At 68.5% G+C, this 26,067-nt stretch carries 22 protein-coding genes and 1 tRNA gene; 8 read left to right on the top strand and 15 right to left on the bottom strand.

Annotated elements, in window-relative coordinates; genetic code table 11:
- Window positions 1-6: 6 nt before the first annotated feature.
- Complete coding sequence (locus EO081_RS12650; RefSeq protein ID WP_129342238.1) at window positions 7-1,011, top strand: aldo/keto reductase; 1,005 nt, start codon at window positions 7-9, stop codon at window positions 1,009-1,011.
- Window positions 1,012-1,029: 18 nt separating this feature from the next.
- Here EO081_RS12650 and EO081_RS12645 read toward each other — a convergent pair whose 3' ends face one another.
- From EO081_RS12645 to EO081_RS12610, 8 genes are all read right to left on the bottom strand, one after another.
- On the bottom strand, window positions 1,030-2,259 hold the full coding sequence (locus tag EO081_RS12645) for an NAD(P)/FAD-dependent oxidoreductase (RefSeq protein WP_129342237.1): 1,230 nt from the start codon (window positions 2,257-2,259) through the stop codon (window positions 1,030-1,032).
- Complete coding sequence (locus EO081_RS12640; RefSeq protein ID WP_129342236.1) at window positions 2,256-3,296, bottom strand: aromatic ring-hydroxylating dioxygenase subunit alpha; 1,041 nt, start codon at window positions 3,294-3,296, stop codon at window positions 2,256-2,258. Before EO081_RS12640 ends, EO081_RS12645 begins: the two co-directional genes overlap by 4 nt.
- 70 nt (window positions 3,297-3,366) lie before the next feature.
- Complete coding sequence (locus EO081_RS12635; protein ID WP_129342235.1) at window positions 3,367-3,813, bottom strand: MarR family winged helix-turn-helix transcriptional regulator; 447 nt, start codon at window positions 3,811-3,813, stop codon at window positions 3,367-3,369.
- Window positions 3,814-3,851: 38 nt separating this feature from the next.
- Window positions 3,852-5,165 (bottom strand): MFS transporter, encoded by a 1,314-nt coding sequence (locus EO081_RS12630; RefSeq protein WP_129342234.1) that lies wholly within the window; start codon window positions 5,163-5,165, stop codon window positions 3,852-3,854.
- A 41-nt stretch (window positions 5,166-5,206) separates the two neighbouring features.
- Window positions 5,207-7,354 (bottom strand): acetate--CoA ligase family protein, encoded by a 2,148-nt coding sequence (locus EO081_RS12625; protein WP_129342233.1) that lies wholly within the window; start codon window positions 7,352-7,354, stop codon window positions 5,207-5,209.
- Between the two features lie 12 nt (window positions 7,355-7,366).
- The gene (locus EO081_RS12620; RefSeq protein ID WP_129342232.1) at window positions 7,367-8,203 is read right to left on the bottom strand and encodes a p-hydroxycinnamoyl CoA hydratase/lyase; all 837 of its coding nucleotides are present in this window, start codon (window positions 8,201-8,203) and stop codon (window positions 7,367-7,369) included.
- A gap of 66 nt (window positions 8,204-8,269) precedes the next feature.
- Window positions 8,270-9,700, bottom strand: coding sequence for an aldehyde dehydrogenase (locus EO081_RS12615; protein WP_240697658.1), 1,431 nt, complete (start codon window positions 9,698-9,700; stop codon window positions 8,270-8,272).
- A gap of 84 nt (window positions 9,701-9,784) precedes the next feature.
- Window positions 9,785-10,240, bottom strand: coding sequence for a MarR family winged helix-turn-helix transcriptional regulator (locus tag EO081_RS12610; protein ID WP_240697657.1), 456 nt, complete (start codon window positions 10,238-10,240; stop codon window positions 9,785-9,787).
- A 179-nt stretch (window positions 10,241-10,419) separates the two neighbouring features.
- Here EO081_RS12610 and EO081_RS12605 point away from each other — a divergent pair, with 179 nt between their 5' ends.
- Window positions 10,420-11,670, top strand: a complete 1,251-nt coding sequence (locus tag EO081_RS12605) for an alpha/beta hydrolase family protein (protein ID WP_129342231.1) — start codon at window positions 10,420-10,422, stop codon at window positions 11,668-11,670.
- A gap of 37 nt (window positions 11,671-11,707) precedes the next feature.
- Here EO081_RS12605 and EO081_RS12600 read toward each other — a convergent pair whose 3' ends face one another.
- Both EO081_RS12600 and EO081_RS12595 read right to left on the bottom strand, forming a co-directional pair.
- Window positions 11,708-12,673: an alpha/beta hydrolase gene (locus EO081_RS12600; RefSeq protein WP_240697656.1), complete on the bottom strand. Its 966-nt coding sequence runs from the start codon at window positions 12,671-12,673 to the stop codon at window positions 11,708-11,710.
- A 63-nt stretch (window positions 12,674-12,736) separates the two neighbouring features.
- Window positions 12,737-13,732 (bottom strand): LacI family DNA-binding transcriptional regulator, encoded by a 996-nt coding sequence (locus EO081_RS12595; protein WP_129342230.1) that lies wholly within the window; start codon window positions 13,730-13,732, stop codon window positions 12,737-12,739.
- 77 nt (window positions 13,733-13,809) lie between these two features.
- On the opposite strand from EO081_RS12595, the gene EO081_RS12590 reads away from it, so the two are divergent.
- From EO081_RS12590 to EO081_RS12565, 6 genes are all read left to right on the top strand, one after another.
- On the top strand, window positions 13,810-14,988 hold the full coding sequence (locus EO081_RS12590; protein WP_129342229.1) for a cytochrome P450: 1,179 nt from the start codon (window positions 13,810-13,812) through the stop codon (window positions 14,986-14,988).
- Window positions 14,985-16,106: a CapA family protein gene (locus EO081_RS12585; RefSeq protein WP_129342228.1), complete on the top strand. Its 1,122-nt coding sequence runs from the start codon at window positions 14,985-14,987 to the stop codon at window positions 16,104-16,106. Before EO081_RS12590 ends, EO081_RS12585 begins: the two co-directional genes overlap by 4 nt.
- Window positions 16,103-17,131: a hypothetical protein gene (locus EO081_RS12580; RefSeq protein ID WP_129342227.1), complete on the top strand. Its 1,029-nt coding sequence runs from the start codon at window positions 16,103-16,105 to the stop codon at window positions 17,129-17,131. The genes EO081_RS12585 and EO081_RS12580 overlap by 4 nt, the downstream gene beginning before the upstream one ends.
- A 73-nt stretch (window positions 17,132-17,204) precedes the next feature.
- On the top strand, window positions 17,205-19,883 hold the full coding sequence (locus EO081_RS12575; protein ID WP_129342226.1) for a TonB-dependent receptor plug domain-containing protein: 2,679 nt from the start codon (window positions 17,205-17,207) through the stop codon (window positions 19,881-19,883).
- Complete coding sequence (locus EO081_RS12570; RefSeq protein ID WP_240697655.1) at window positions 19,883-21,388, top strand: tannase/feruloyl esterase family alpha/beta hydrolase; 1,506 nt, start codon at window positions 19,883-19,885, stop codon at window positions 21,386-21,388. Before EO081_RS12575 ends, EO081_RS12570 begins: the two co-directional genes overlap by 1 nt.
- Entirely contained in the window at window positions 21,385-22,743 is a 1,359-nt protein-coding gene (locus EO081_RS12565) for an MmgE/PrpD family protein (protein ID WP_129342225.1), read from the top strand. Before EO081_RS12570 ends, EO081_RS12565 begins: the two co-directional genes overlap by 4 nt.
- 18 nt (window positions 22,744-22,761) lie before the next feature.
- Here the strand turns inward: EO081_RS12565 and EO081_RS12560 are convergent, their stop codons facing one another.
- The 5 genes from EO081_RS12560 to EO081_RS12545 form a co-directional block, all read right to left on the bottom strand.
- Window positions 22,762-23,649: an amidohydrolase family protein gene (locus EO081_RS12560; RefSeq protein ID WP_129342224.1), complete on the bottom strand. Its 888-nt coding sequence runs from the start codon at window positions 23,647-23,649 to the stop codon at window positions 22,762-22,764.
- Window positions 23,649-24,671: an amidohydrolase family protein gene (locus tag EO081_RS12555; RefSeq protein ID WP_129342223.1), complete on the bottom strand. Its 1,023-nt coding sequence runs from the start codon at window positions 24,669-24,671 to the stop codon at window positions 23,649-23,651. The genes EO081_RS12560 and EO081_RS12555 overlap by 1 nt, the downstream gene beginning before the upstream one ends.
- Complete coding sequence (locus EO081_RS12550; RefSeq protein ID WP_240697654.1) at window positions 24,668-25,342, bottom strand: DUF1932 domain-containing protein; 675 nt, start codon at window positions 25,340-25,342, stop codon at window positions 24,668-24,670. The genes EO081_RS12555 and EO081_RS12550 overlap by 4 nt, the downstream gene beginning before the upstream one ends.
- Complete coding sequence (locus EO081_RS17075) at window positions 25,339-25,557, bottom strand: hypothetical protein (RefSeq protein WP_240697653.1); 219 nt, start codon at window positions 25,555-25,557, stop codon at window positions 25,339-25,341. Before EO081_RS17075 ends, EO081_RS12550 begins: the two co-directional genes overlap by 4 nt.
- 366 nt (window positions 25,558-25,923) lie before the next feature.
- A tRNA-Ala gene (locus tag EO081_RS12545) sits at window positions 25,924-25,999 on the bottom strand.
- Window positions 26,000-26,067 lie beyond the last annotated feature (68 nt).

The raw sequence follows: 26,067 nt of genomic DNA, 5'->3' as shown, positions 1-26,067 counted from the left end.
AGCCGCATGACCGATCTTCTTCACCGTCCTCTCGGCCCGTTTACGGTCTCGGCGGTCAGCCTTGGCTGCATGAACCTCAGCCACGCCTATGACGTGGCGCCGCCCGAGGCAGATGCGATCCAACTCCTCAACCACGCGCTGGACGCGGGTCTCACCATGCTCGACACCGCAGCGCTCTACGGCGGCGGGGCCAACGAGCGCCTGATCGCCGAGGCGGTGGGCCATCGCCGGAGCGAGTTTCGCCTTGCCAGCAAATGCGTGCTCGACCTGCGCGACGGCGAGCGGGTGCTGGACGGCCGGCCGGAGTCCATCGCGCGCACGCTGGACGAGGCGCTGGTGCGGCTGAACACCGACCACATCGACCTCTATTATCTCCACCGCCTCGACCCTAACGTGCCGATCGAGGAGTCGGTGGGCGCGCTCGCCCGTGCGCGCGAAGCCGGCAAGATCGGCGCGCTGGGGCTTTCGGAGATGTCCGCAGCCACGTTGCGGCGTGCGCAGGCGGTGCACCCGATCGCCGCCATGCAGACCGAACTCTCGCCCTGGGTGCGCAATGCCGAAATCGCGGTGCTCGACGCCTGCCGGGAACTTGGAACCGCGTTCGTCGCCTTCTCGCCCGTTGCCCGCGGAATGCTCGCAGGCGCGGTCCGATCGCCCGACTTCGTCACCGGCGACATTCGCGCATCCATGCCCCGCTTCCAGAGCCCGGCATTCGAGGCGAACCTCGCGCTTGCGGATCGCTTTGCCGCGATCGCGGCCGAGGCCGGCTTCACCCCGGCGCAGCTCTCGCTCGCCTGGGTGCTGGCGCGGGGCCCACACGTGATCGCGATACCCGGCACGCGCAGCATCGCGCATCTGGACGAGAACCTCGCCGCCGCATCGCGTCCGGCCGCGCCCGAAACCCTCGCGGCGGTCGACGCGCTGTTCGCGCCGGGCGCGGTTCAGGGCAACCGCTATCCTCCCGCCGCCCAGGCCCAGGTAGACACCGAGCGGCTGCCAGAGGAAGCGTAACGTCCGCCAGGCGGGGGATCAGGCCGGCACCAGCATCTTCAGCGGGCGGTCAGCGTCTGCGAGCAGCGCCGACTCCACCCTCGCCCCCGCCACCACCAGCGCACGCCCCTGCACGAAGTCCTTCATCGCGTTGACGCAGTCGAGCGCGATGACGCACCCGCGCCGCAGATAGATCACGGAAAAGCTGCGGGTGTCCGGATCCCCGCGAACCACCGCGTCGTCATGTCCCGTCGACAGGCCCACCGTCTGCAGCTTCAGGTCGTATTGGGCCGACCAGAACCACGGCGCCGCATCATAGGTCGCGTCGACCCCTGCGATGACCTTGGCTGCCACGATCGCCTGGTCGTTGGCGTTCTGCACCGATTCAAGCCGGATCTCGGCACCGTCCGCATAGGCGTTGGCATGGAGCGCGCAGTCGCCGATCGCGAACACCCGCGGCAGGCTGGTGCGGCATTGTCCGTCGACGCGGACGCCGTTGCCGGCGGCCGCCCCCGCCGCGACCAAAGGCGCGACCGCCGGCTCGATCCCGACGCCGACGATCACCATTTGCGCGGGCAGCAGCGTTCCGTCGCCCAGCCGGACGCCGGTCACCCGGCCCGCCGCCCCCTCGATGCAGGTGACGGTCGCACCCAGCCGCACGTCGACGCCCTGCGCGCGATGTTCGGCTTCGAAGAAGCGCGACAGGGCCTCGCCGGCTACCCGGGAAAGCACCCGCTCCTGCGCCTCCAGCACCGTGGCCCGCTTGCCGAGCCTGGTCAGGACCGCCGCCGCTTCCAGCCCGATATAGCCGCCGCCGACCACGGCAACCTGCTCGGTGGTGGCAAGCTCCGCTTCCAGCCGGTCGACGTCGGCGCGGGTCCGGATCGAATGTACCCCCGCCAGCTCCGTGCCCGCACAGCCCAGGCGCCGCGGCGCGCCACCTGCGGCCCAGATGAGCCAGTCGTAGCCGATCTCGGTCCCCTCGGCCGTCCGCACGCGCTGCGCGGCCGCGTCCACCGCCACCACACGCACGCCAGGCATCAGCGTGATCGACCGGTTCAACCAGAAGGAAGCCGGCCGGATCAGCAGGCGCTCGAACGGCTTGTCCCGCTGCAGATACTCCTTCGAGAGGGGCGGCCGCTCATAGGGCAGGTCCGGCTCGTCGCCGATCAGGGCGATGCTGCCGTCATATCCCGCCTGGCGGAGCGCGATGCACGCCTGTGCGCCGCCGTGGCCGGCACCGACGACGACCACCCCGAAGTGCGTCACTCAGCGGCTTCCAGGCTCGGAGCCGCCTGTGCCTTGATCAGGCGCTCGAGCAGCAGGCGCGACCGCACGCCCCCGGAATCGATCGAAAAGGCGCGCAGTTTCATCGTCGGATTGGCCTCGATCGACCGCTGCTGCGCCTCCAGCACCTCAACGTCCTCTGCGAACACCCGCCCCTGCTGCGCCTTGAAGCGCTCGGTAAAGCCCTGGTCGCGAATGTCGAAGTTGCGCGCCATGCCCCAGAAATAATGGGTCGAGGTTTCCGTCTCCGGCGTCAGCGCGTCGATGACCATGCCCCGCACGCCCTGGTCGTGGTTCGCGATCGTGGCCCCGGCGCCGATGGGTGCCACGCCCACGTCGATCAGGATCGAGGATGGCGCGATATACTGGCAGATCTGCCAGCGATCGACCGGCCCTTCCTTCTTCAGCGCGTCCCGCCAGAACGGCGGCGCATTAACCCCCGGCATCCAGCGCGTGACGAACACTTCCTCGCCACGCACCTCCGTATGGATGGGCGCTTCCATCAGCTCGGGTTGTCCGATCGATCCCTGGTGGGTGTAGGTCTCGTGCGTCAGGTCCATGAGATTGTCGATCACCAGCCGATAGTCGCACTTGATGGGGTAGTAGCCGCCATCAAAGGTCCAATCGGGATGCGAGCAGGGCCAGAAATCGGGGATCAGCGCCGGATCCGCCTGCGCGGCCTCGCCGATCCACACCCAGATCAGCCGGTGCCGCTCGACCACGGGATAGCTGCGCGCGCAGGCGCCCTGGTTCGGGCGCTCCGTCTTGATCGGCATTTCGAGCACCGCGCCGTCGGGCGAGAACAACATGCCGTGGTAGCGACAGCGCAGATTGTCGCCTTCCTTGATCCCCATCGACAGCGGCAGCAGCCGGTGCGGGCAGGCATCCTGCAGCGCCGCGATCGACCGATCGAACTTGCGGTACAGGACGATGGGTTCGCCACAGATGGTGCGCCCCATCGGTTGGCGATCGACCTCATGGTCCCAGGCGGCGACATACCAGCGGTTCTTCAGGAACATGCGACTCTCCGTGCGACACGGCTCCTCGACCGGAAGCCTGCAAACAGATCACGCCAGTTTAGTTGACATGTCAACTATCCCCGTCGAGCACCCCGACATTGGCGTAGAGCCGACGCAGCAACCCGATGAGCTGCGACCGCTCGGCCTCGTCGAAGCCGGTCAGCAGCACGCGTTCGCGTTCCAGCGCGGCATCGATGATCCGGTCGTGCAGCGCCTCGCCCGCGGGTGTCAGCGCCAGCAGGCGGGCGCGCCCGTCGCGGGTCTCGATGGTGTCGATGCAGCCGAGCGCGTCGAGCCGCCCCACCGCCCGGCTCGCGGCCGCCTTGTCGATCCCGCTCGCCTGGCAGATGGCGCCCGCGGTCGCCCTGCCCTGGACCTTCAGGTTGGCGAGCAGCCGCCACTCGTTCACGCCCACGCCAAAGCGCGCGAGATACACCCGCGAGGCTCCGCGAGAGAGCTTGTTGCCGATCGAGGAGAGGAAGAACGGGACGTACCGGTCGAGGTCGAGCTGCGTCATGCACCCGGCATGACGCCTCCCCCGGCGCTGGGCAAGCGTCAGGCGGTGGCGCCGCCCACCTGCCGGCGGCGAGTCAGCGCCAGCAGGGCGACTGCCGCGATCCCGGAACCCAGCGCCATGCAGATCGCGACCATCGGCAGGCTCGCGCCGGCCGCGAACAGCGCGCCGGCGACGATCGGGCCGAGCGCCGCTCCGCCGCGCCCGATCCCGATGACAAAGCCGGTGCCGCTGCCTCGCACGGCCGTCGGGAACGCCTGCGCGATCAGAGCATAGAGGCCGACCACGCCGGCGTTGGTGAAGAAGCCGGCGCATGCCGCCACCAGCGCAAGTCCGCGCAGGCTGTCCTGCCCCTGGCCGAACCACGCGACCATCGCCGCCGATCCGATCAGCGCGACTAGAATGAGCAACCGCAGCGGCACCCGTCGCGTGAGCAGGCTGAGGGCCAGCGCACCGGCCAGCCCGCCGACATTCGCCCACACCAGCACCCCGCCGGCGGTCGAGGGCGCGTAGCCCATGTCGACGACGATCTTGGGCACCCACTTCAGGATGAAGTAGAAGGTCATGATGTGCGCGAAATAGGCTGCCGTCAGCAGCACGGTCGTGCCCACCAGTCCCGGCGAGAACAGCGCGCGCAGGGAAGCGGCGGTGCCCGTGACCGGTGCGGGCAGCGCGTCCACCGTCGCATGTCCCATCTTGCTCAGCGTCTGGTTGACCCGCGCCAGGGCGTTGGGTGGACGCTTCTGGACCAGGAAGCCGATCGATTCGGGCAGCAGCCACCAGGTCAGCGGCAGGAACAAGGCCGTCACGCACGCCCCGAAGGTGAAGACGTCGCGCCACCCTCCGCTGGCGAGCAGCGCGGACGCGATCGATCCGCCGACGATCGCGCCGACCGGATAACCCGCCGCCATCACCGCCACCGCCAGCGCGCGATTGCGCAGGTTCGCGAACTCGGCGACCATCGCGTTGGTGCACGCGAGCATGCCGCCGATGCCCAGGCCCGTGAACAGCCGGATCATCGAAAGCGCGAACACGCTGCCCGAAAGCGGCGCCGCCGCCATGCCCACCGCCATCACCACCAGGCAGCCCAGGATCGTCGGCCGGCGCCCGATCCGGTCGGCAAGGTTGCCGATCAGCACCGAGCCCACCGCCATGCCGATCAGCTCCATCGACAGGACAAGGCCCAGCGCCGCCCGGTCGATGCCCCATTCGGCGGCAATCCCCGGCGAGGCGAAGCTGATCGCCAGCACGTCGAAGCCATCGAGCGCGTTGAGCAGCACGCACAGGCCCACCGCGAGCACCTGCAGCCGGCGCATCGGCTCCCGATCCAGGATCACCCGCGGATCTTGCTGCATGTCGTCTCCTCCCCCGCCGCCGGCCTGACCGCCCTCGCCCTCTAGTTCGGATCGACCAGCATCAGCGCATCCAGCGCCACCGCGCCCTGTTCGCGAGGGTACAGGATCACCGGGTTGAGATCGATTTCGCGGATGCGCGGATTGGCGAGCATGACAGCCCCCAGCCGCTCGACCAAGGCGGCGAGCGCATCCAGGTCGAGCGCCGGCGAGCCGCGCCAGCCGTGCAGCAGTGCCGCCGCCTTCAACTGCCCGATCTCCGCCAGGATCGCGCTCCGCGACATGCCGGGCGCGATCAGGCGAACGTCCTTCAGGATCTCCGCCTGGACCCCGCCGAAGCCGACCAGGATCACGGGTCCCCAGTCGGGGTCGCTGCGCGCGCCGACGATCAGTTCCGCCCCGCGCTCGCCCATCTTCTCGACCAGGATGCCGTCGAGCGCGACGTCCGGCAGGTGACCGGCGACCTCCGCCACCATCCGGTGCCATCCCGCTTCGACCGCGGCGGCGTCGCCGAGATTGAGCAGCACGCCGCCCGCGTCCGACTTGTGGCTGAGCGCGCTCGACTGGGCCTTCAGGACCACGGGGAAGCCGAGCCTCTCGGCCAGCGACCGCGCCTCGGCCGGGCTCGTGGCGAGATGCGAAGGTGGAAAGGCGAAGCCCAACGGCGCCAGCAGCGACTTCGCCGCGTGTTCGGGGATGACGCCTCCGGCCTCCGGAAGGCGCAGCGCGGCCGCCCCCGATGGCGTGGCTTCCTGTGGCGACGCCGCCTGCGCCCGGATCAGGCGGGTGACGGCGCGAAGTGCGCGCTCGCTTGCCGGGAAATAGGGAATGCCCAGCGACCGCAGCGCCTCGACATGCTCGGCGGGTATCGGTGCGCCCTCGTCCAGGCCGGCGAAGATCACGGGCTTGTCGCCCGTGCGTTCCTGCATCGCGCGCAGGATCGGCGGCACCTTGATGCCGATGGTGACGGGGTCGGTCTGGATGATCCCGATGATGATGGTGCCGATGCGGTCGTCGCCGAACAGCGCCGTCAGCGTGCGCGCATAGAGGTCCGGATCGACCAGCCCCTGCGCCGTCAGGTCGAGGGGATTGCTGACGCCGACGAACTCCGGCAGCGCCGCCCGCAACACCGGCGAACAGGCGTCCGTCAACGCAGGGAGCGGCAGCGCCAGTTCCTCGGCGAGGTCGAGCATCAGCGCCTTGAAGGCGCCGGACTCGCCCAGCACCGCCGTGCCGCCGGAGGGCAGCGCCGGGCTGCGCACGACGATCTCGGCAATGTCGCTGAGTTCCTCGAGCGTCTCGGCAACGACGACGCCCGCCTGGGCGACCAGCAGCCGCATGACGGCATAATCTCCGGCCATCGCCCCGGTATGCGTGGCCGCACTTTCCCGCGCAGCGCTCGACTTGCCGGGGTGCAGCAGCACGATCGTCTTGCCGGCAGCCGCGGCGGCGCGAGCCGCTGCCAGGAACCGCCGCGGCTGGCGAAACTGCTCGACGATCATCGCGATCACGCGGGTGCCGGCGTCGCCTGCCAGATATTCGACGTAATCCTCGACGCCGCTTCCCGCCTCGTTACCGGTGGAAACGGAGAAGGTGAGCCCCAGCCCGCGCGAAGCGATGGTGGTGCCGAGCACCGCCGCCATCGCACCCGATTGCGACACGATGCCGATACCCGCTGCTTCGCCGACCGGCGGGGTCACCGCGGTCTCGACAAAGGTCAGGGGCACACCGTCATAGTGGTTGACCATCCCCAGGCAGTTGGGGCCTTCGATCAACATGCCGGCCTCGGCGGCAATCCGGGCGATGTTGCGCTGTTCGGCAAGCCCGGCCTCACCCCCTTCGGCAAAGCCCGCCGAAAAGATCACCGCCGAACCGACGCCGCGCGCTGCAAGCTGGCGGACCGCATCTACCACGCCTGCGCGCGGGATGGCGAGGACCGCCGCGTCGACGCCCCACGGCAACGCCTCGATGCCGGGCAGGCATGCGCGTCCGGCGATCTCGGGACGCTTGGGATTGATGAGGTGGATTTCCCCGGCAAAGCCGTTGCGTTCCAGGTTGGCGAGCACCGAGGCGCCGAGCGCCCCGGGCTTTTCGGAGGCACCGACAATGGCGACGGATCGCGGGCGCAGCAGCCGGTCGATCGACCGCTCCGCGCTGGATTGAACAGGCGCTTCGAGCGTCTCGACCGGCATGGCGCCCTCTCCTCAGCGCTGCTTGGACTTGTCGTACGCGCCGAGGCCCGGCTTGTACGTCTTGTCGTCGATGAACTGCTTGATGCCTTCCTTGCGGCCCTCGCTGTCGTAGCTGTTGGCCGCTTCCTGCGCGCGGATCAGGTAATCCTCGGCCTCGTCATAGGTCATCCCCCCTACGCGCCGCACGGCATCCTTGGTCGCCTTCAGCGCCACGGGGTTCTTCGCCAGCAGCACCTTGGCCACTTCGGTCACCCGCGCCTTCAAATCGGCGAGCGGCACGGCCTCGTTGACCAGTCCCCACTCCGCGGCGGTCTTGCCGTCGACGTTCTCGCCCATCATCGCGTGGTACATCGCCTTGCGGAACGGCAGCAGCTCGACCGCGACCTTGGTGGCGCCGCCACCCGGAAGGATGCCCCAGTTGATCTCCGACAGGCCGAACTGCGCTTCGTCCGCCGCAAAGGCGAGGTCGCACGCGAACAACGGGCCATAGCCGCCGCCGAAGCACCAGCCGTTGACCATCGCGATCGTCGGCTTCTGGTACCAGCGCAGCCGCCGCCACCAGCCATAGCTTTCGCGCTGCGCCTTGCGCGTGCCCTTGAGGCCCTCTGCCTCGGTGTCGCGAAAATACTCCTTCAGGTCCATGCCGGCAGACCAGGCGACACCCTCGCCGGTCAGCACCAGCACGCCCACGTCGTCCCGGAATTCCAGTTCATCGAGAACGCGGCCCATCTGGCGATTGAGCCTGGGGCTCATGGCATTGCGCTTTTCCGGGCGATTGAAGCTCACCCAGGCGATGCCGTCCTCGACGGTGTAGGCGACGGTTTCCTCTTCGGTACGTTCGATGCTCATGGCGTAACTCTCCGGTCCGCTGCGGGCGATCCGCAACGGGGATGATGGTTTGAAACTGGGTTCGCGTCAGATCGGGAAGCGGCCCGGCTGCGTCTCGATGGTGATCCAGCGAAGCTCGGTGAACGCGTCGATCCCGGCCTTGCCGCCGAACCGGCCGTAGCCGGAGCCTTTGACGCCTCCGAACGGCATCTGCGGCTCGTCATGCACGGTCGGCCCGTTCACGTGGCAGATGCCCGACTTGATCTCCCGCGCGACGCGCAGGCCGCGCGCGGTGTCGCGGGTGAACACCGCCGCCGACAGGCCGTATTCGGTGTCGTTGGCGAGTTCGATCGCGTGCGCCTCGTCCCGTGCGCGGACGATGCCGACGACCGGGCCAAAGCTCTCGTCGCGGAACAGCCGCATGTCGGGGGTGACATGGTCGATCACATGCGCCGGCATCAACACGCCGTCCGCATCCCCGCCGATCAGCTGCCGGGCACCGTTCGCCAGCGCATCCTCGATCAGGCCGCGGACGCAATCGACGGTCTTGGCGTCCACCACCGCACCCAGCGGCGTCTTGCCCGCGCGGGGATCGCCCACCGGCATCGTGCCGACTTTCGCCGCGAACTTCTCTGCAAAGGCATCGGCGACGGCCTCCACCACGATGATCCGCTCGGTCGACATGCAGATCTGGCCTTGGTTCATGAACGCGCCGAACGCCGCGGCCTTGACCGCCTCGTCGAGGTCGGCATCCTCCAGCACCAGCAACGGCGCCTTGCCGCCCAGTTCCAGCAGCACCGGCTTCAGATGCTCGGCGCAGCGCTTGGCGATGATGCGCCCGACATGGGTCGATCCGGTGAAGTTCACGCGGCGCACGGCCGGATGGTCGATCAGCGCGCCTACCACGTCGGCCGCATCGGCCGGCGCGTTGGTGACGATCTGCACGACGCCTTCCGGCAACGCCTCCGCAAAGCTCTCGACGATCAGCTGGTGCGTGCGCGGGCATTGCTCGGATGCCTTGAGCACCACCGTGTTGCCGCAGGCGAGCGGCGTCGCGATCGCCCGCACGCCCAGGATGATCGGCGCATTCCAAGGGGCGATGCCCACCACCACACCGGCCGGCTCCCGCAGCGCCATGGCGATGCACCCCGGCTTGTCGGAGGGGATGACCTCTCCCGCGATCTGCGTCGTCAACGCCGCGGCCTCGCGGATCATCCCGGCCGCCAGCATCAGGTTGAAACGGGCCCAGCCCTCCGTCGCCCCGATTTCCGACATCATCGCATCGACGAACGCGTCGGCGCGCGCTTCCAGTGCCACCGCCGCCTTGTTGAGCGCCGCGCGCCGCGCATTGGGACCCAACACGCTCCAGGCCGGGAACGCCGCCTCCGCCGCGTCGCACGCGGCACTCGCCTGCTCGGGCGTCTGCGCCGGAGACGTGGTCGCGACTTCTCCAGTCACCGGGTTGTTGCGCGTGAACGTAGCAGCGCCGTTCGCCGCCATGGGATCTGCCTCAGCCATCTCCGCTCCTTGTTCTTATTTGTTATGGAGCATATCGATATGGGCGAGAGGTGCAAGCGCTATCGCGCTATGAATTGCGCGCGATCAGCCGCCGCTGGCGCCAATCCGCGACAGGAGCTGAATCAGCTTCGCCCGCTCCGGAGGCGAAAGGTCGGAAAGCAGCTTGTCCTCGTGCTGGCGGATGCGGCCGATCGCCTCGTCGACACAGCGTTCGCCGGCGGCGGTCAGGCGCAGCTCGAAGGCGCGCCGGTCCTCGGCCGCAACCCGCCGATCGAGCAGCTCCCGGTCGACCAGTTCGTTGACCAGGCTCACCATGTTCGCCCGCTGGATGCCGAGCGCCTTGCCGACCTCGCCCTGGTTGATGCCGGGGTTGCCGCCCACGATCGACAGGATTCCGAACAGCACCTGGCGAAGCCCGAGGTCTCCGACCGCACTCGCGAAGTCCGTCGCGAACAGCGTCGACAGACGACGCATGTGGTATCCGACCAAGGAGTCGAGGACGCCGAGCGAGACGCTGTTTTCCTGCTCTTGTTCGATCAACTGCGTACCTCCAAACCTTGCTGATAGGGGGCTCGTATCCCGCGATCAATCGTCGCGTTCCCCCCGACCACATCGGGCATTCCAAACGTGGCGACTTCTGCATGCGCACGCAGCCTGAGAGAGTTGCCAAGCATCCATTGGTTGGCCAAGATGGATGCAAGCGCTTTCAGGGAGGGGTCATGCGCCGTTTGATTTGCAGCCTCGTCGCAGCAACCTGCCTCGCGGCGCCCGCCGTCTCCGGCCCAGTCGAACCGGCGCCCGCCCCGCAGGCGCCGCAGTTCGCAGAGGCGCTGCCTGCGCAATGGAATGGGACGCTGCTGCTCTATTCCCGCGGCTATTCACCCCGTCCCGCTGTAGAGGCCGCTCCCGCCCCGATCCGCCAGGCACTGCTCGACGCCGGCTATGCACTCGTCGCCAGCGATTATGGCGCCGGCGGCTGGTCCCTGGCCGAAGCCGTGCCCGCCCAACTCGCGGCGATCGAACGGTTCACCGCGCAGCACGGCATACCCCGCCGCATCATCGCCTGGGGAGAATCAATGGGTGGCCTGATCACGACCCAGCTCGCCGAACAACATGCGGCCCGGATCGACGGCGCGGTCGCGGCCTGTGCCTCGATCGGCGGTGCGCTCGGCATGATGAACATGGCGCTCGACGGCGCCTATGCCTTTCGAACGCTGGTGGCACCCGACGCCGGGCTCGAGCTGGTCCGTGTCACCGATGATCGCGCCAACGGCGGACGCGCGGAGGAAGCGGTGCAGCAGGCGCTTGCAACACCGGAAGGGCGCGCGCGGGTAGCCCTGGCAAGCGTGCTTGCCGGCCTGCCGGGCTGGACGGACCCTGCCACCCCCCGACCCGCCCCCGACGATGCGGCAGGCCAGGCCGCGCAGATGGCAAAGGCGTTCGTCCGCGGCACCTTCCTGCCCCGCTCCGATCAGGAACGGCGCGCGGGCGGCGTTTTTTCGTGGAACACCGGCATCGACTATCGCGCGCAGCTACGGCGCTCGGGTCGAGCCGCGCTGGTCGCACGCCTCTATCGGGAGGCGGGGATCGATCTGCAGGCGGATCTGAAGCGGCTGAACGCGGGAGAGCGGATCGCCGCCGATCCCGGCGCGGTGGCCTATATGCGCGCGCACTATACCCCCAACACACGGCCGCAGGTGCCGCTGGTCGCGATGCAGAAGATCGGGGACGGGATGACCGCCCCTGCCCTCCAGCGAGGCTACGTGGAAGCCGCCGGGACTCGGGCGCAGAGCCTGTGGCTGGCGGAGGCCGGTCATTGCGGCTTCACCGGACCGCAACTGCTCGCCGCGATCCAGCAGGTGGAGCAACGGCTCGAACGGGGGAAATGGCCAGCGGCGCCGGCGGGCTTCGTAGCCCATCGAGCGGAACGGATGCTGCGACCCTGCGTCGCCGGGGGACAGTGCCAGTAGCGCCAGAAAAGGGGGGGATCTCCCCCCTTCCGGGTCATCAGATCCGCTTGCGCTCGATCTTCCATTGCGGGTCCGCGCACAGGCCGCAATCGTTGCCGGCGAAGGTCTTGCCGGCCTTCCCGTCCCCGGAAAGCTGCCACTCCAGCCAGTCCGCGCTGATCCGGCCGACCCGGCCGCCATTCGGCTCCCCGAACGTGCCGCCATGGCCCACGTCCGCCCAGACCAGGGCCGCCGGGACATGATCGATCCGCTTGAAGTCGTCGGTGCCGTTCGGCCAGGCGATGTCGCTTTCCCCGCCCAGCACGTAGAGGACCGGCGTGTGCAGCCGGCCGAGCAGCGCCTTGTTCACGGTGATGCCCGGGATCGGGTTGGTGCCATCGGCAAACACGCCGCTGTTGTGCACGATCACCGCGCGGATGCGGAGGTCCTCCGCCACCTGCAACGCCTGCAATCCGCCGCAGCTGTGTCCGGCGACGGCAACCTTGGCCGGGTCGATCCGGCCATTCAGCGGACTTCCGGAACGGGTATTTTCGGCCAGTGCCCAGTCGAGCCCACGCGTCACCTCCGCTGCCGTCGTGGCGACCGGCGGCAAGGTACCGGCTGCGTCGGGCCGCCGCGCCGACCCGGTTCTGGCTTTCGCACCTGGTCCTGAAAGAATGCGTCCGGGCGCCACCACCACATAGCCGTAGGACGCGAGCTCCAGCAGATGTTGCCGAGCACTGGCGCCATCTGCCGAACAGCCGCCATTGCCCCAGACGACAACCCCCAGCTTCTTCTTGCCAAGGGCATCCAGATCGCGAGGCTGGTAGATCACATGCTCGGGCAATGTCCGATCGACCCGCTTCATGGCCGCAAACGGACCGGTGCCTGAACTATCCGGCACCGCATCGCGCTGGCGGGCAGCGGCGGCCTGGTCAGCCGGCGCCGATACCGGCGTTCCTTGTTGCGCAAGCGCCGCCGTCCCTGCAAACGCCAGCGCGATCGCCGCATAGGATTTGCGCATCATCCCCTCCCGGTTTGTTATCCGGCAAAGCAAATCATGCGTTCTTCGACGATGCAAGCCCTTTCATGCGCTCTCGCGGGCGATGATGCGCGTGCCGACGTCTATGCGCCGCTCGACCGGCTCCCCGGCCGCCCGCGCCTGGAGGACTCGCAGCACTTCCCGCGCAATCCGGCCCCCGTCGACGTCCACTGAAGTGATCGTCGGGCGCATGTCGCCTGCCATGCGCAGGTTGCCGAACCCGGTGACGGCCAGCCTGTCGGGCACGCGCACGCCTGCCGCCTGCGCCTCTACGATCAACCCTTGCGCGATCCAGTCCGACCCGCAGACGACCACGTCCGGCTGCTCGGGCAGGTCGGCCAGCGCCCGGAAGCTCAATCGCCCCTGCCCGAAATGGCTCGGGACATTGACCTCCAGACGGCTCGGCGGAGCCCCGCCGTCGGAAACCCACTGAGCCGCGAAGCCCTCCGCACGACGCTCCGACCGTACCGAACACGGCACCACCAGGTGTGGTCGGCGATACCCGCGCCCGCGCAGGAATCGCGCTAGCTCCTGCCCGGCCGAGCGATGCGAGAAGCCGACCGCGACGTCGATGGGGTCGTCCGGGAGCCCCCAGGTCTCGATCACCGTCACCCCCTGCGCTCGCAACCGGTCGCGCGTCTCCGGGTCCCCGACGATGCCGGTCAGGATGATCGCGTCGACCCGCCGGGCAAGCGCGGTGTGGATTTCGGTGAGCAGGCGGTGATTGTCCGAGCCTGTCAGCGCCAGCATGACGCTGTTGCCGTCGGAGGCGAGCACGTCGATCATCGCCTCCATCGTGTCGTTGAAGATCGACTGCGCGATATCCGGCACCAGCGCAGCGATCAGCCGCGAGCGCCCTCCGGCCAGGGCGCCTGCGGTCAGATTGGGCACATAGCCCGTCGCCTCGATCGCCGCGCGGATGCGCTCTCCCGTGGCCGGAGCCACGATGGAGGGATTGTTGAGGAAGCGCGACACGGTCGCGGGCGATACGCCCGCAGCCCCGGCGACGTCCTCCAGTCTCGGCGATCGCTGAACCGTCATCGCACTTGCCTTTCTACTCTCGGCGGCCATCCCGCAAGCGGCTTGCAAGCGCTTTCATTCCGCGATACGTGATTGCTATGTCGCATGACTTTGATCCGCTCCAACCCGAGCAATTCGACAGCGCGCACGCCGACTATGCCCGGCTGCGCCAGCAATGTCCCGTCGCGCACAGTGAAGCATGGGGCGGCTTCTGGGCATTGATGAAGCACGAGGATGTCGCCGCCGCCGCCGCAGACTGGCAGACCTTTGTCACGTCCAAGCAGAACGTCATCCCCAAGGTCGCCTTTACCGGGCGCCGGCCACCGCTTCATCTCGACCCGCCCGAGCACACCCCCTATCGCCGGGCGCTTGCCCCCTTGTTCACGGAGCGCCGTATCAACCGGCTAGAGCCGGACGTCCGCCGCATCTGCCGGGATCTGCTCACGGACATGGTGGCCAAGGGAGGCGGCGACATCGTCGGCGACTTTTCCGCGCACATGCCGATCGCGACCTTTGCGACCTGGATGAACCTCTCGCCCGAAGCCGTGGCAGAACTTACGCGGGTCGGCCGTGACTATAATGTCGCGGTCCAGTCCAACGACATGGACACTACCAAGACGTCGAGCCTGCTTCTGTACGACATGGCGCGCGCGATCGTGGCGGAGCGCCGCGCATCCCCCCTGCCGGTGGAGGAGGACGCGACCAGCGCGCTGCTCGCCGTGCGCGTCGACGGTGCGCCGCTGCCCGAAGAGATGATCGTCGGCACCATCCGCCAGGTGCTGGTGGTCGGCATCATCGCGCCCAGCGTCCTGATCGGCTCGATCGCCGTTCACCTCGCGCGCGATCCGGCGCTCCAGCAGCAGCTTCGGGCGAATCCGGCGTTGATCCCCGCCGCAACGGAGGAATTCCTGCGGCTCTATGCGCCGTATCGCGGTTTTGCCCGCACCGCCGTCACCGACGTGACCATCCGCGGCCGCACCATCCCGGCCGACGAGCCCATCGCCCTGGTCTATGCCTCTGCGAACCGCGACGCCGACGTGTTCCCGGAACCGGACAGCTTCCGGCTCGACCGCCCGAACATGAAGGACTCGCTCGCCTTCGGGCGCGGCCCGCACAACTGCGTCGGTGCGGGGCTTGCCCGACTGGAGTTGCGCGTCGCGATCGAGGAACTGCTGGCCGCGGCGCCAGGCTTCGAGCTCGCCGGCGAACCGCTGCCGACTCGCTTTCCCGAAATCGGCGCGCTGAACGTCCCGGTCCGCTTCGGAGGTGCCGGATGACCCAGGTTCTGCTCGCAACCGGCGATCTCGCGATGGATCGCGAGGATTACGACGAGAGCTTCGTCGCCGCCGCCGACACGCTGCGCGCCGCGGACATCGTCTTCGGGCAGCTCGAAACCAGCTTTGCCGAAAAAGGCGTCCGCGCGCCCCAGGCGCGTCACGCCGTGCTGGCGCGGCCGGACGGCGCAGCCGCGCTGGCGCGCGCCGGGTTCGACTGCATCTCGATGGCGGGCAACCATGTGCTCGACTGGGGCAATGACGCGTTCTTCGAGACCAAGCGGCATCTCGAAGCCGCCGGCATCCAGGTCGCCGGTGCCGGCGCCAACATCCATGAGGCGCGCAAGCCGGCCCGCTTCACCCTGCCCGACGACACCCGGGTGGCGATCCTCGCCTATTCCAGCATCCTGCCGATGAGCTACTGGGCTGACGAACGGCGGCCCGGCTGTGCCCCGATGCGCGCCTTTACGGTCTATGAGCAGATCGAGCACGACCAGCCGGGCACGCCGCCGCGCACCCACACCTATCCGCACCGCGAGGATCTGGCCGCGATGGAGGCCGACATCCGCAGCGCGAAGGCGGAAGCCGACGTCGTCGTCGTCTCCCACCACTGGGGCATCCATTTCGTCCGTGCCGCCATCGCCGACTATCAGCGGGACGTCGCCCGTGCGGCCATTGCGGCGGGTGCCGACGCGATCCTGGGCGGGCACGCGCACATCCTGAAGGGATGCGAGATGATCGACGGCGCGCCCGTCTTCCACTCGCTGTGCAACTTCGCGACCGACCTGCGCATGGACCCGGCCCATGCGGCATCCAAGAGCTTCAACGAGATCCGGGTGCTTGCAGAGGAGTGGGAGCCCGATTTCGACAGCCTCTACAATTTTCCCAAGGCGTCGCGCCTGTCGTTGGTGGCGCGACTGGAGATTGCCGACGGCCGGATCACCCGGTCGGGCTTTCTCCCGCTCTACATCGATAGGGACGCCGTGCCGCGCATCGTGACCCCTGACGACCCGCGCCACGATGAGGTCGTCGACTACATGCGTGCGGTCACGCGCGAAGCGGGCCTGAACGCCGGCTACCGCGTCACTCCCGAGATGGTCGAACTGGTGGAGGCCCAATGATGCGCTGGAAGAGCCTTCCGCTCGAAGGAATCGTGGGGCTCTATTTCCTCGCGTACATCCCCAACATCCTGATCACCAAGCTGCTGACGAGCGCGCCGGACCCGACACTCGGCCGCCCGCTGACCGGTCTCGAGACGCTGCCGGCGTCACTGATCCTCAACCTGCTGCTCACCTATCTCTTCATCTGGTGGTCCGGCTGGCACCGGGACGCCAAGGCGGTCCGGATCGCCGGCCGGCGCGTCCCGATCCCGACCCGCTACACCTTCTTGTCCGGCATCGGCACCGCCCTGGTGCTGTTCACGGTGCCGCTGTCCTTCACCTTCCAGGGGGTGAGCATCCCCTTCATCCAGCTGCTGATGCGCGGCGACATCCTCATCATCGCGCCCCTGGTCGACATCCTGTTCGGCCGCCGCGTGCGCTGGTGGAGCTGGGTGGCGTTGGTCATGGTCCTGGTGGCGCTGGCCATCACGCTGCAGGCGCGCGGGGAGCTGGGGCTGCCGCCGCTCGCGATCGCGACCGTGGTTCTCTACACGCTCGGCTACTTCATCCGCCTCGCCGTGATGACGCAGGTGTCGAAGTCCGGCGACCCGGCCTCGATCCGCAAGTATTTCGTCGAGGAGAAGATGATCGCGCTGCCGATGTCGGTTGCCGCCCTGGCCCTGCTCGGCGCCTCGGGGCTCGGCACCCAGGCGGGCGAACTCGAATGGGGCTTCGTCGGCATCTGGAGCAGCCCGGCGTTGCTGCCGATCGTCGGGATCGCGGCCACCCTGACGATCGTCTCGGTCTTTGCCGCCATCATCCTGCTGGACGCGCGCGAGAACAGCTATTGCGTTCCCCTGGAGCGCGCGGCGAGCCTGCTCGCCGGCATCCTTGCCGCCTATCTGCTCGCATTCGGCTGGGGCCTGCGGCGCCCCACGGCTGCCGAGACGACCGGCGCCGCCATCCTGATCGCCGCCATCGTGCTGCTGTCGGTCGCGCCGCGCCTCAGTCGCCGCGTGAACGCGGCCCAGGCGGAGGCGACCTGACCTGACCTGACCGATCCACGACATCACCGTTCGACCGGCGCGTAGATGCTGGCGGGCGCAAAAGGAGAGAGAGATGCTGAAGACCGCTCGCTGGACCTGCGGCGCTGCAACCATTGCGCTTGCCGCCGGCTGTTTTGCACCTGCCTTTGCCCAGACTGCGCAGCCCGTCCCGGAGGCGACCGCCCGCGACGACGGCGCCTTGCCGGCCGATGCGCCCCCGTTGAACGTACCCGCACCGGCAGACGCGGGCGGTGAAGTCGTCGTCACCGGAAGCCGCATCCGCGGGGTGGCGCCGGTCGGATCGAACGTCATCGCGATCGATCAGGAGCGCATCGCGCAGGAGCCGGTGACCTCCGTCAACGACCTGTTGCGGCGCGTGCCGCAGGTGGTGTCGCTGGGCGCCAACCGCGCCGGCGGCAGCAGCCAGAACGGCGCTGCGAACGCCACGCGCGGGGCCGGCATCAACCTGCGCGGCCTGAGCACCAACGCGACGCTGCTCCTCTATGACGGTCGCCGCTTCCCGCCGCAGGGCACGCAGGGGCAGTTCACCGATCCCTCCGTGATCCCGTCAATCGCGCTGAGCCGGGTAGAGGTGGTCGCCGACGGCGCTTCGGCGATCTACGGTTCCGACGCGGTGGCAGGCGTGGTGAACTTCATCCTGCGCAAGGACTTCGACGGGCTCGAAGCGCGGGCCCGCTACGGCTTCACCGACAAATCCTACGACGAGAAGCAGTTCGCCATCCTGGCCGGCAAGCGCTGGGACAACGGTTGGGCGATGATTTCCGGCGAATGGACCCGCAACTCGGCGCTGTTTGGCGATCGCCTCGACTTCTACCACGACGACAACCGCGATCGCGGCGGGCGGGATCTGCGCGTCACCACCTGCAACCCCGGCACCATCACCGCAGGGGGCAGCACCTATGCCATCCCGGACGGCGGGGTCACGGCGGCGAACGTCGGCTCGCTCACGCCCGGGACCGCGAACCGCTGCTTCTACAGCGGCGCCGAGGCCGTCATCCCGGAACAGGATCGCTACAGCGTGGTCGCGGCCGCCAGCCAGGAACTGGCCGAGGGCGTGCGCGTCTTCGCCGACGGCTTCTGGTCCCGGCGCGAGGGCGTGATCCCGGCCGTCCTCTCCACCACCGCGACGGTGCGCGACACGAACCCGTTCTTCGTATCGCCCGTAGCCGGCGCCACGTCCGTGCAGGTCGGCTATTCCTTCTTTCCCGAGATCGGCACGGTCAAATGGCCCTATTGGGCGGAAACCTGGAACGCCGTCGCCGGCGTCGAGGCAAAGCTCTTCGGCAACTTCCGGGCGACCGCCTACTACCAGCATGGCGAAGCGGAGGAGGTCGCCGACCGCCGCACCGGCATCAACACCGGCGCCCTGAACGCGGCGCTTGCGGACACCAACCCCGCAACCGCACTCAACCTGTTCGGCGGCCCCAACAATCCAGACACCCTCGCCCGGGTGACGGACAATCTCTTCATCATTGCCGGGCGTACCAAACTGGACGTGTTCAATGCCCAGGTCGACGGCTCGCTGTTCGCGCTTGCCGGTGGCGAGGTACGGCTTGCGGTCGGGTATGAGCACCGGATCGAGTACACCTTCACGAATCTCACCACCGGCCAAGCGGCGACGCCGGTCGACCTCGCGGACGACGGGACGCGCAACGTGGACGCCGTGTTCGGCGAGCTGTTCGTGCCGCTGGTCGGCAATGCCAACGCCCGGCCCGGGATCGAGCGGCTGTCGCTCAGCCTCGCCCTGCGGCACGAGAATTACAGCGACTTCGGCAGCACCACCAATCCGAAGATCGGCCTGACCTACCAGCCGTTCCAGGGCCTCTCGCTGAAGGGCACCTACGGCACGTCGTTCCGCGCACCGACCTTTACCGAAGTATCCACCGTCGGTGGCGGCGCCGGACTGTATTTCGACACCCTGCCGGGTCTCAACGGCAACGCGATCGGCATCGGCATCGCCGGGGGCAACCCGGACCTCCGCCCGGAGACCGCTACCACCTGGTCCTTTGGCGTGGAGGCGGCACCTCCTGAAATCCCGGGACTGGTCGCCAACCTGACCTATTTCCGCATCGACTATTCCGACCAGATCCAGGCACTGCGTGGCACGCCCGGCATCCTGACCAATCCGCTCTACGCCGACTTCGTCACCCAGAACCCGACCCAGGCCCAGATCGCCGCGCTGCTCGCATCGGGGCTACCGATCAACCAAGCGATCAACGCGGATGCCGTCACCTTCATCGTCGATGGCCGTCGCCAGAACCTTGGCAGCACCAAGCTGCGCGGGCTCGACTTCGGCCTGACCTATCGCTGGAACTGGTCCGGCGTAGATCTCGACGCGGGCGTCCAGGGCACCAAGTACCTGACCTATGACTTTAAGGCCGTGCCGCGTGCCGACTATGCCCAGGTCCTCGACACCTTCGGCTTCACCCAGAGCTTCCGGATGCAGGCGGACGCCGGGATTGCATATGGAGGGTTGCGGGCTCGGGCGACGCTCAACCATCTCGCGGGCTATCTCAATACCACCATCGCGCCGAGCCAGCGGGTCAGCAACTACGACACGGTCGACCTGTACCTCGGCTATGAGGTGACGCCGCGGCTCACGCTGTCGGTCGATGCCCGCAACCTGCTCAACGAGGAACCGCCGTTTGTCGACACCACCCGCGGCTATGACCCGCAGTCGGCCAACCCGATCCCGCGCGTGATCTCCGTGACCGCCGGGGTCAAGTTCTGATGAGCCTGCTCGCCGCCCTGTTTGCACTCGCGGCCCCCGCCAATGGTTGCGCGGCACTCGTCGGACGCGAAGGCACGGTGGTGGTGGATACGGCCACCCCCATCGTGCCGGCACCGCGCTGGACGGCGGAAAGCGACAGCAGCTACCGGCCACGCCCCGTTTCGAGGCCGCTGTGCCGGGTGCAGGGCAGGATCGAAGGCAACATCGGCTTCGATCTGTGGATGCCGGTTCCGGTCCAGTGGAATGGACGTCTGCTTGCAGGCGGGGTGGGTGGCGATGCCGGGCAATTCAACCATTCTGACATGGCCCGTCGACTGGAAGAAGGCTTCGCCACCTTCTCCACCGACAGCGGTCACAAGAAGACGCAATCGCGCTGGATGGCGGATGCGAAGGCGCGCGAGGATTACGCACATCGCGCCACCCATCTCACCACCGTGGCGGTCAAGCGCCTGGTCCGGCGCTTCTATGGCAGGTCCGCCGACCGCAGCTATTTCCTGGGCTGCTCGGGCGGCGGGCGCCAAGGCCTCAAGGAGTTGCAGGAGTATCCACGCGACTTCGACGGGATCGTCGCAGGCGCGCCGGGGCCCTACATGCCGCTCCAGTCGGTCCGCATGATGTGGTTCGCGCTCCAGCAGAAGCGCAACCCCGCGGCCGCGCTGACCGATGCCGACTGGTCGCTCTACGAGAACGCGGTGACGCACCAGTGCGATGCCATCGATGACGTCGGTGACGGGATCGTTGCGGATCCACGCGCCTGCCGGTTCGACACCCGGGTACTCGAGTGCAAGCCCGGCACCGCCGGAGCGTGCCTCACGGCGCCCAAGCGCGCGATGCTGGACCAGATCATCGCCCCGCTCCGCGATGAGAGCGGGCGTGCCCTGGATGGCGGCTTGCTGCCCGGCGTGCGCACTCGGCCCGGACCGCCCTCCCCCTTGCTGCGCGCCATGTGGGCCGATGCCGTCTATGACGATCCGGATTGGGACGAGGACAGCTTTCGCCGCACCGCGGACCTGGCGGCGATCAATCGCATCATGCCGCAACTGCGTGCAGACAGCACCCGCATCACGCCCTTCGTGAAGGCCGGCGGAAAGGCAATCCTCTACCAGGGCTGGGCGGACCCTTCGACCAATGCCGGACCCACCACCACCTACTATCAATCGCTGGCGAAGGTGCACGGTGCCAAGGGGCTGTCCAGTGCAGTCCGGCTGTTCATGGTGCCGGGCATGTATCATTGCCAGGGAGGCCCCGGTGCCGATGGCTTTGGCGGGTCGGGACAGCCCAGTTGGCCGGGCGACCCCTCGCGCGACATCCTGTGGGCGGTAATCCACTGGGTTGAGCGAGGCATCCCGCCGGTCAGTCTGGTAGCCACCAAGCAGGTCGAAGGGACCGAACGGTTCCGCCGCTTGCTGTGCCCCTTCCCGCAGGTTGCTCAGTACGACGGCCGGAGCGATCCGAACGATGCCGCAAGTTACCGATGCGTCGCGGACGCAAGCGCTGCCTCATGACCGTCTCCGCACAACTCGCCGAACATATTGCCAGCTTCGCCGCGACCGACCTTCCCGACACCGCAATCACCGCCACTGCCCGCGCCCTGCTGGACGGCATCGGCGTCATGCTCGCGGCGAGCGGCTCGAGCGAAGACGTGCAGCCGTTCCTCCGCCTCGCTGCGGCTGAGCCCGGCCCCTGTACCGTTCTGGGCACCGCCATCCGCAGCACCCCGGCGTTGGCCGCTGCTGCCAACGGCGCCATGGCGCACGCGCTCGACTTCGGCGACACGTTCGACCGGGGCGCCCTGCACCCGCACGCTTCGGCAATCCCCGCCGCCCTGGCGCTGACCGAAGCCCGGGGCGGCCTGGATGGGCGCAGTCTCCTTGCCGCACTCGCGATCGGCTGCGACCTCACCTGCCGGCTGGGCCTGGCATTGCGTCAGCCGATGGAGCAGGCCGGCTGGTATCCGCCACCGCTGCTGGGCGCGCTCGGCGCCACCGCCACGGCCGCGCGCGTCATCGGGCTGAACGCCGATCAGGTTCGCGCCGCCCTGTCGCTAACCCTGTGTGCCGTGACCGCCCCGGGTGCCATCGGTTCCGACCCACACAGCACGCTGCGCGCGACGCGGGAGGCATTCGCCGCCCGGGCCGCGGTGGAAAGCGTCCTGCTCGCCGAGGCCGGCGTCCGTGGCTTTTCCGATCCCATCGGGGGCAAGGGCGGCTTCTACGCGCTTTACGCCGGCGGCGCCTTCGATCCGGACGATCTGTTCGATACGCTCGGGGAACGCTTCTGGGGCGAAGCGCTCAGCTTCAAGCCATGGCCTGCCTGCCGCGGCACCCACGCCTTCATTGAACTCGCGCTGGAGGCTCTGACCGCCATCCCCGACCTCGCGTCCATCGAGCGGATCGAGGTGGACGTGGGAGAGGTGCAGCAGATGCTCGTCGAGCCGCTGGCGGCCAAGGCGACGCCCGCAACTGCCATTGCCGCCAAGTTCAGCATCCCCTTCACCGTCGCGCTCGCGCTCCAAACCGGCCAGGTCACGCTCGACGACTTCGGCGCGGAAAGCCTCGCCGACCCCGCCATATTGATGCTGAGCACGCGCGTCGTGCCGCGCCGCCGCCCCGACTGGGGACGCGACCGCGCCACCGCGGGCGCCATGACCATCCACCTCCACGGCCAAGCGCCGTGGCAGGGCGAGCGGCTCCAGCCGCTCGGCCACCCCAGCAACCCGCTCTCCAGCGAAGCGCTGGTGGAGAAGTTCGTCGCATGCGCCGCCAAGGCAAGCATGCCCGTCGCGGATCCCCGCGCGCTGGCAGACCGGCTGCTGTCGAGCGCCGCAGCCGGCACCATCGCATCGGTGTTCGGCGACTAGCGCCGGGCTGCCGGCGCCTCAGCGCCAGTAGAGGCGCGCCGGATTGTCCACCAGCAGGGCCTGTTGAAGGGCCTCGGTCGGCGCGATCCGCGGGATGATGTCCACCAGCGCGCCGTCGTCGGGCATGTGGCTGGTCATGTTCGGGTGCGGCCAGTCGGTGCCCCACAGCACCCGGTCGGGGAAGCGTTCGACGAGCATGCGGGCAAACGGCACGACGTCATCGTAGGTCGGCGGACCGGACTTTGACAGCCGCTCGGGGCAGCTCACCTTGCTCCAGACATTCTCGTGCTCGGCCATCAGCCGGACGAAGCGGCCGAACTCCGGCCCGTCGACCGACTTGGTCACGTCCGGGCGGCCCATATGGTCGACGACGACGGTCGTCGGCAGCGACGTGAAGAAATCCCAGCGCTCCTCCAGGTCGGCCGCCTCGAAATAGATGACGACGTGCCAGCCGAGCGGCGCGATCCGGTCGATGATCGCGCGGTAATAGGCGTCGGGCTTGGGATCGACGAGCCGCCGCACGAAGTTGAAGCGCACGCCGCGGACGCCGGCCGCGTCGAGCGCCGCTAGCTCTTCGTCCGTCACCGTGTCGCGGACCGTCGCCACGCCGCGCGCGCGTCCCTCCGCTGCCTGGAGCGCAGCGACCAGCGCGCGATTGTCGGCGCCGTGGCAGGTCGCCTGCACGATCACGTTGCGCGCGAAGCCCAGGTGGTCGCGCAGCGCGAACAGCTGCTCCTTGCTGGCGTCGCACGGCGTGTATTTGCGCTCGGGCGCATAGGGAAAAACATCACCGGGGCCGAACACATGGCAATGCGCGTCCACGGCGCCCGGCGGCGGGGTGAAGCGAGGCGCACTCGGCGCCGGGTCCCAGCACAGCCAGTTCGGATCCATCTGGAAGTCCGCCATCAGAGCCCCCGTGCCTTCAGCTGCGCGTCCAGCCGCGGATAGACCCGGCGGGCGTTGCCCTCGAACACCTTGCGCTTGTCCGCGTCGGGAATCGCCAGCGCGTCGATGTAGCGCTTGGTGTCGTCGAAATACCGGCCCGTCTGGGGGTCGATGCCTCGCACCGCCCCCACCATCTCCGACCCGAACAGGATGTTGTCCACGTCGATCACCTCGAACAGCAGGTCGATTCCCGGCTGGTGATAGACGCAGGTGTCGAAGAAGACGTTCTTCATGACATGCTCGGCAAGCGGCGGGCGCTTGAGCATGTCCGAAAGCCCGCGATAGCGCCCCCAGTGATAGGGCACCGCGCCGCCGCCGTGCGGGATGATGAAGCGCAGGTCGGGGAAATCCCGGAACAGGTCGCCCTCGATGAACTGCATGAAGGCGATGGTGTCGGCGGCGATGTAATAGGCGCCGGTCGCGTGCATCGCCGGGTTGCAGCTGCCCGACACGTGGATCATCGCCGGCACGTCGAGCTCGACCATCTTCTCGAAGAACGGGTACCAGGCGCGGTCGGTGAGCGGCGGCGCGCTGAACTTGCCACCCGAGGGATCGGGATTGAGGTTGCAGCCGACGAAGCCTAGCTCGGTCACGCACCGCTCCAGCTCGGCGATAGACTGGTCGATCGACAGCTCCGGCGTCTGCGGCAGCTGGCACACGCCGACGAACGTCTCGGGGTAGAGGTCGACCACCCGCTTGATGAGGTCGTTCGAGCGCTCGGCCCAGATACGGTTGGTGGCGGCATCGCCGACGTGCGGCGCCATGGCGGAGGCGCGCGGCGAAAAGATCGTCATGTCGGCTCCGCGCTCGCGCAGCAGGCGCAGCTGGTTGGCCTCGATCGTCTCGCGGATCTCGTCGTCGCTGATCTGCGGATAGGCGGGATCGATGTCTCCGCCGGTCTTGAACGCGCCCTTCTGCTGCTCGCGCCACTCGGTGTGCTTGGCGGGTGCGGTGGTATAATGGCCGTGGCAGTCGATGATCATTGGTCGTGCTTTCCTGTGGCGGCGAGGACGGCATCGGCCTTGGCGGCCAGCCCCTCGGGAAGCGGAGAGAGGCAGAGGCTGCCCAGTCGCTGCTGCCAGTCGGCGGTCGCGGCCGCCATGGCACCCGACTGCCCAAGCCCGGCGGCCGTTGCAGCGGATTCGCGCATCTCGGCGGCGCGGCGCAGCCCGTGGACGAGCATGCGGTCGAGGTTGTAGTCGGCCCGCGTCCGCCAGTCCCAGCGGGGGAAGCTCGCGTCGAGGGAGGCGAGCACCTCCTCCTCGACCCCGGCGGCGCGTGCGGACAGCAGGCATTCGGCGGTCAGCGCCTCCAGCCCCTTGATGACGATCGAGCGCAGCATCTTGATCGCGCTCGCGGCCCCGACGTCGCCGGGGACTACGCGTGCGGAAAAGCCCAGTTGCGCGAGCAGGGCCTGGCCCGCATCGGCATGGCGGCCGGCGAGCAGCAGCGGCACCGATAGGAGCGCCGGGCGCACCGGCGCCATTACCGCCACGTCGACATAATGTGCGCCCGCCGCCTCGATGCGCCTGGCGGCAGCGCGCTTTGTGTCCGGGGCCACGCTGTTGCCATCGAAATAGACGCTGCCCGACGCGATCGTCGCAGCGGCGCATTCGGCCGCTTCCAGCGCCTGGTCCGCGGTGACCAGGCTCACACCGCCCGGGCAGAGGCAAGTGCCTCGGCCACGCTGCCGCAGCCAGCCACCCGGAAACGCGCATAGTCCGCGCGCTTGGCGGCCATGGTGTCCGCCGCCTGGGTCTTGATGTCGAACACGCGAATCGCAGCGGGCGGGTGCTCGCCCCAGCCTTCGCAGAAGGCCTGCGCCGCCTCACCAAAGCCGATGAACGCCAAAGGGATGGTCCGGTCCATGCCCAAGAGCTAATGCGGCGGCCGGCATCAGGCATATCGGAACGGCCCGCGCTCCATTGCTTTTCCTGAAGTCCATTCCGCCGGCGATGCAGAACATGTCCGCGGACGCGGTTTGGGGCTGCGAGGGCTGCCGGTCGTCGCGGTGCGTCAGGCCGATGCTCCGGCGCAGCGTCCCGCCCGTGTCTGCGATGAGAAAACAAGGCGTGGCTGCGCTGCGAAGCAGCCAGCGGGAGGCCGGGTCAGCGCACGCGACCGGCTCCATCTGCAAGGAACGGTGCGATATCCGCGCGATACCAATGCGTGAGGAAGATGCCACCGAGGAGCGGCCGAAGGCCTGCATGAAACGCCAGTGACAGCTACTTAGAATGGTGGAGCCGAGGGGGATCGAACCCCTGACCTTCGCAATGCCATTGCGACGCTCTCCCAGCTGAGCTACGGCCCCACGCCGTTTTTGCCGCTCCTTGTCGGAGCCGCTCCGGGATCCCCGTGTCCGGGGAAGGCGCCCTCTAA

The organism is Sphingomonas desiccabilis (assembly GCF_004135605.1).
Classification (GTDB): domain Bacteria; phylum Pseudomonadota; class Alphaproteobacteria; order Sphingomonadales; family Sphingomonadaceae; genus Sphingomonas; species Sphingomonas desiccabilis.
Note: the sequence above shows the minus strand (reverse complement) of the source record. Positions and strands in the feature narration are given on the sequence as shown.

Excerpts from the sequence above, each read along its gene's own strand:
- EO081_RS12565 (WP_129342225.1), top strand. The coding sequence starts at position 21,385 with ATGACCGTCTCCGCACAACTCGCCGAACATATTGCCAGCTTCGCCGCG.
- EO081_RS12600 (WP_240697656.1), bottom strand. The coding sequence starts at position 12,673 with ATGCGCAAATCCTATGCGGCGATCGCGCTGGCGTTTGCAGGGACGGCG.
- EO081_RS12555 (WP_129342223.1), bottom strand. The coding sequence starts at position 24,671 with ATGATCATCGACTGCCACGGCCATTATACCACCGCACCCGCCAAGCAC.
- EO081_RS12615 (WP_240697658.1), bottom strand. The coding sequence starts at position 9,700 with ATGGCTGAGGCAGATCCCATGGCGGCGAACGGCGCTGCTACGTTCACG.
- EO081_RS12625 (WP_129342233.1), bottom strand. The coding sequence starts at position 7,354 with ATGCCGGTCGAGACGCTCGAAGCGCCTGTTCAATCCAGCGCGGAGCGG.
- EO081_RS12630 (WP_129342234.1), bottom strand. The coding sequence starts at position 5,165 with ATGCAGCAAGATCCGCGGGTGATCCTGGATCGGGAGCCGATGCGCCGG.
- EO081_RS12580 (WP_129342227.1), top strand. The coding sequence starts at position 16,103 with ATGATGCGCTGGAAGAGCCTTCCGCTCGAAGGAATCGTGGGGCTCTAT.
- EO081_RS12585 (WP_129342228.1), top strand. The coding sequence starts at position 14,985 with ATGACCCAGGTTCTGCTCGCAACCGGCGATCTCGCGATGGATCGCGAG.
- EO081_RS12605 (WP_129342231.1), top strand. The coding sequence starts at position 10,420 with ATGCGCCGTTTGATTTGCAGCCTCGTCGCAGCAACCTGCCTCGCGGCG.
- EO081_RS12635 (WP_129342235.1), bottom strand. The coding sequence starts at position 3,813 with ATGACGCAGCTCGACCTCGACCGGTACGTCCCGTTCTTCCTCTCCTCG.
- EO081_RS12560 (WP_129342224.1), bottom strand. The coding sequence starts at position 23,649 with ATGGCGGACTTCCAGATGGATCCGAACTGGCTGTGCTGGGACCCGGCG.
- EO081_RS12620 (WP_129342232.1), bottom strand. The coding sequence starts at position 8,203 with ATGAGCATCGAACGTACCGAAGAGGAAACCGTCGCCTACACCGTCGAG.
- EO081_RS12650 (WP_129342238.1), top strand. The coding sequence starts at position 7 with ATGACCGATCTTCTTCACCGTCCTCTCGGCCCGTTTACGGTCTCGGCG.
- EO081_RS12590 (WP_129342229.1), top strand. The coding sequence starts at position 13,810 with ATGTCGCATGACTTTGATCCGCTCCAACCCGAGCAATTCGACAGCGCG.
- EO081_RS12595 (WP_129342230.1), bottom strand. The coding sequence starts at position 13,732 with ATGACGGTTCAGCGATCGCCGAGACTGGAGGACGTCGCCGGGGCTGCG.
- EO081_RS12570 (WP_240697655.1), top strand. The coding sequence starts at position 19,883 with ATGAGCCTGCTCGCCGCCCTGTTTGCACTCGCGGCCCCCGCCAATGGT.
- EO081_RS12575 (WP_129342226.1), top strand. The coding sequence starts at position 17,205 with ATGCTGAAGACCGCTCGCTGGACCTGCGGCGCTGCAACCATTGCGCTT.
- EO081_RS17075 (WP_240697653.1), bottom strand. The coding sequence starts at position 25,557 with ATGGACCGGACCATCCCTTTGGCGTTCATCGGCTTTGGTGAGGCGGCG.
- EO081_RS12640 (WP_129342236.1), bottom strand. The coding sequence starts at position 3,296 with ATGTTCCTGAAGAACCGCTGGTATGTCGCCGCCTGGGACCATGAGGTC.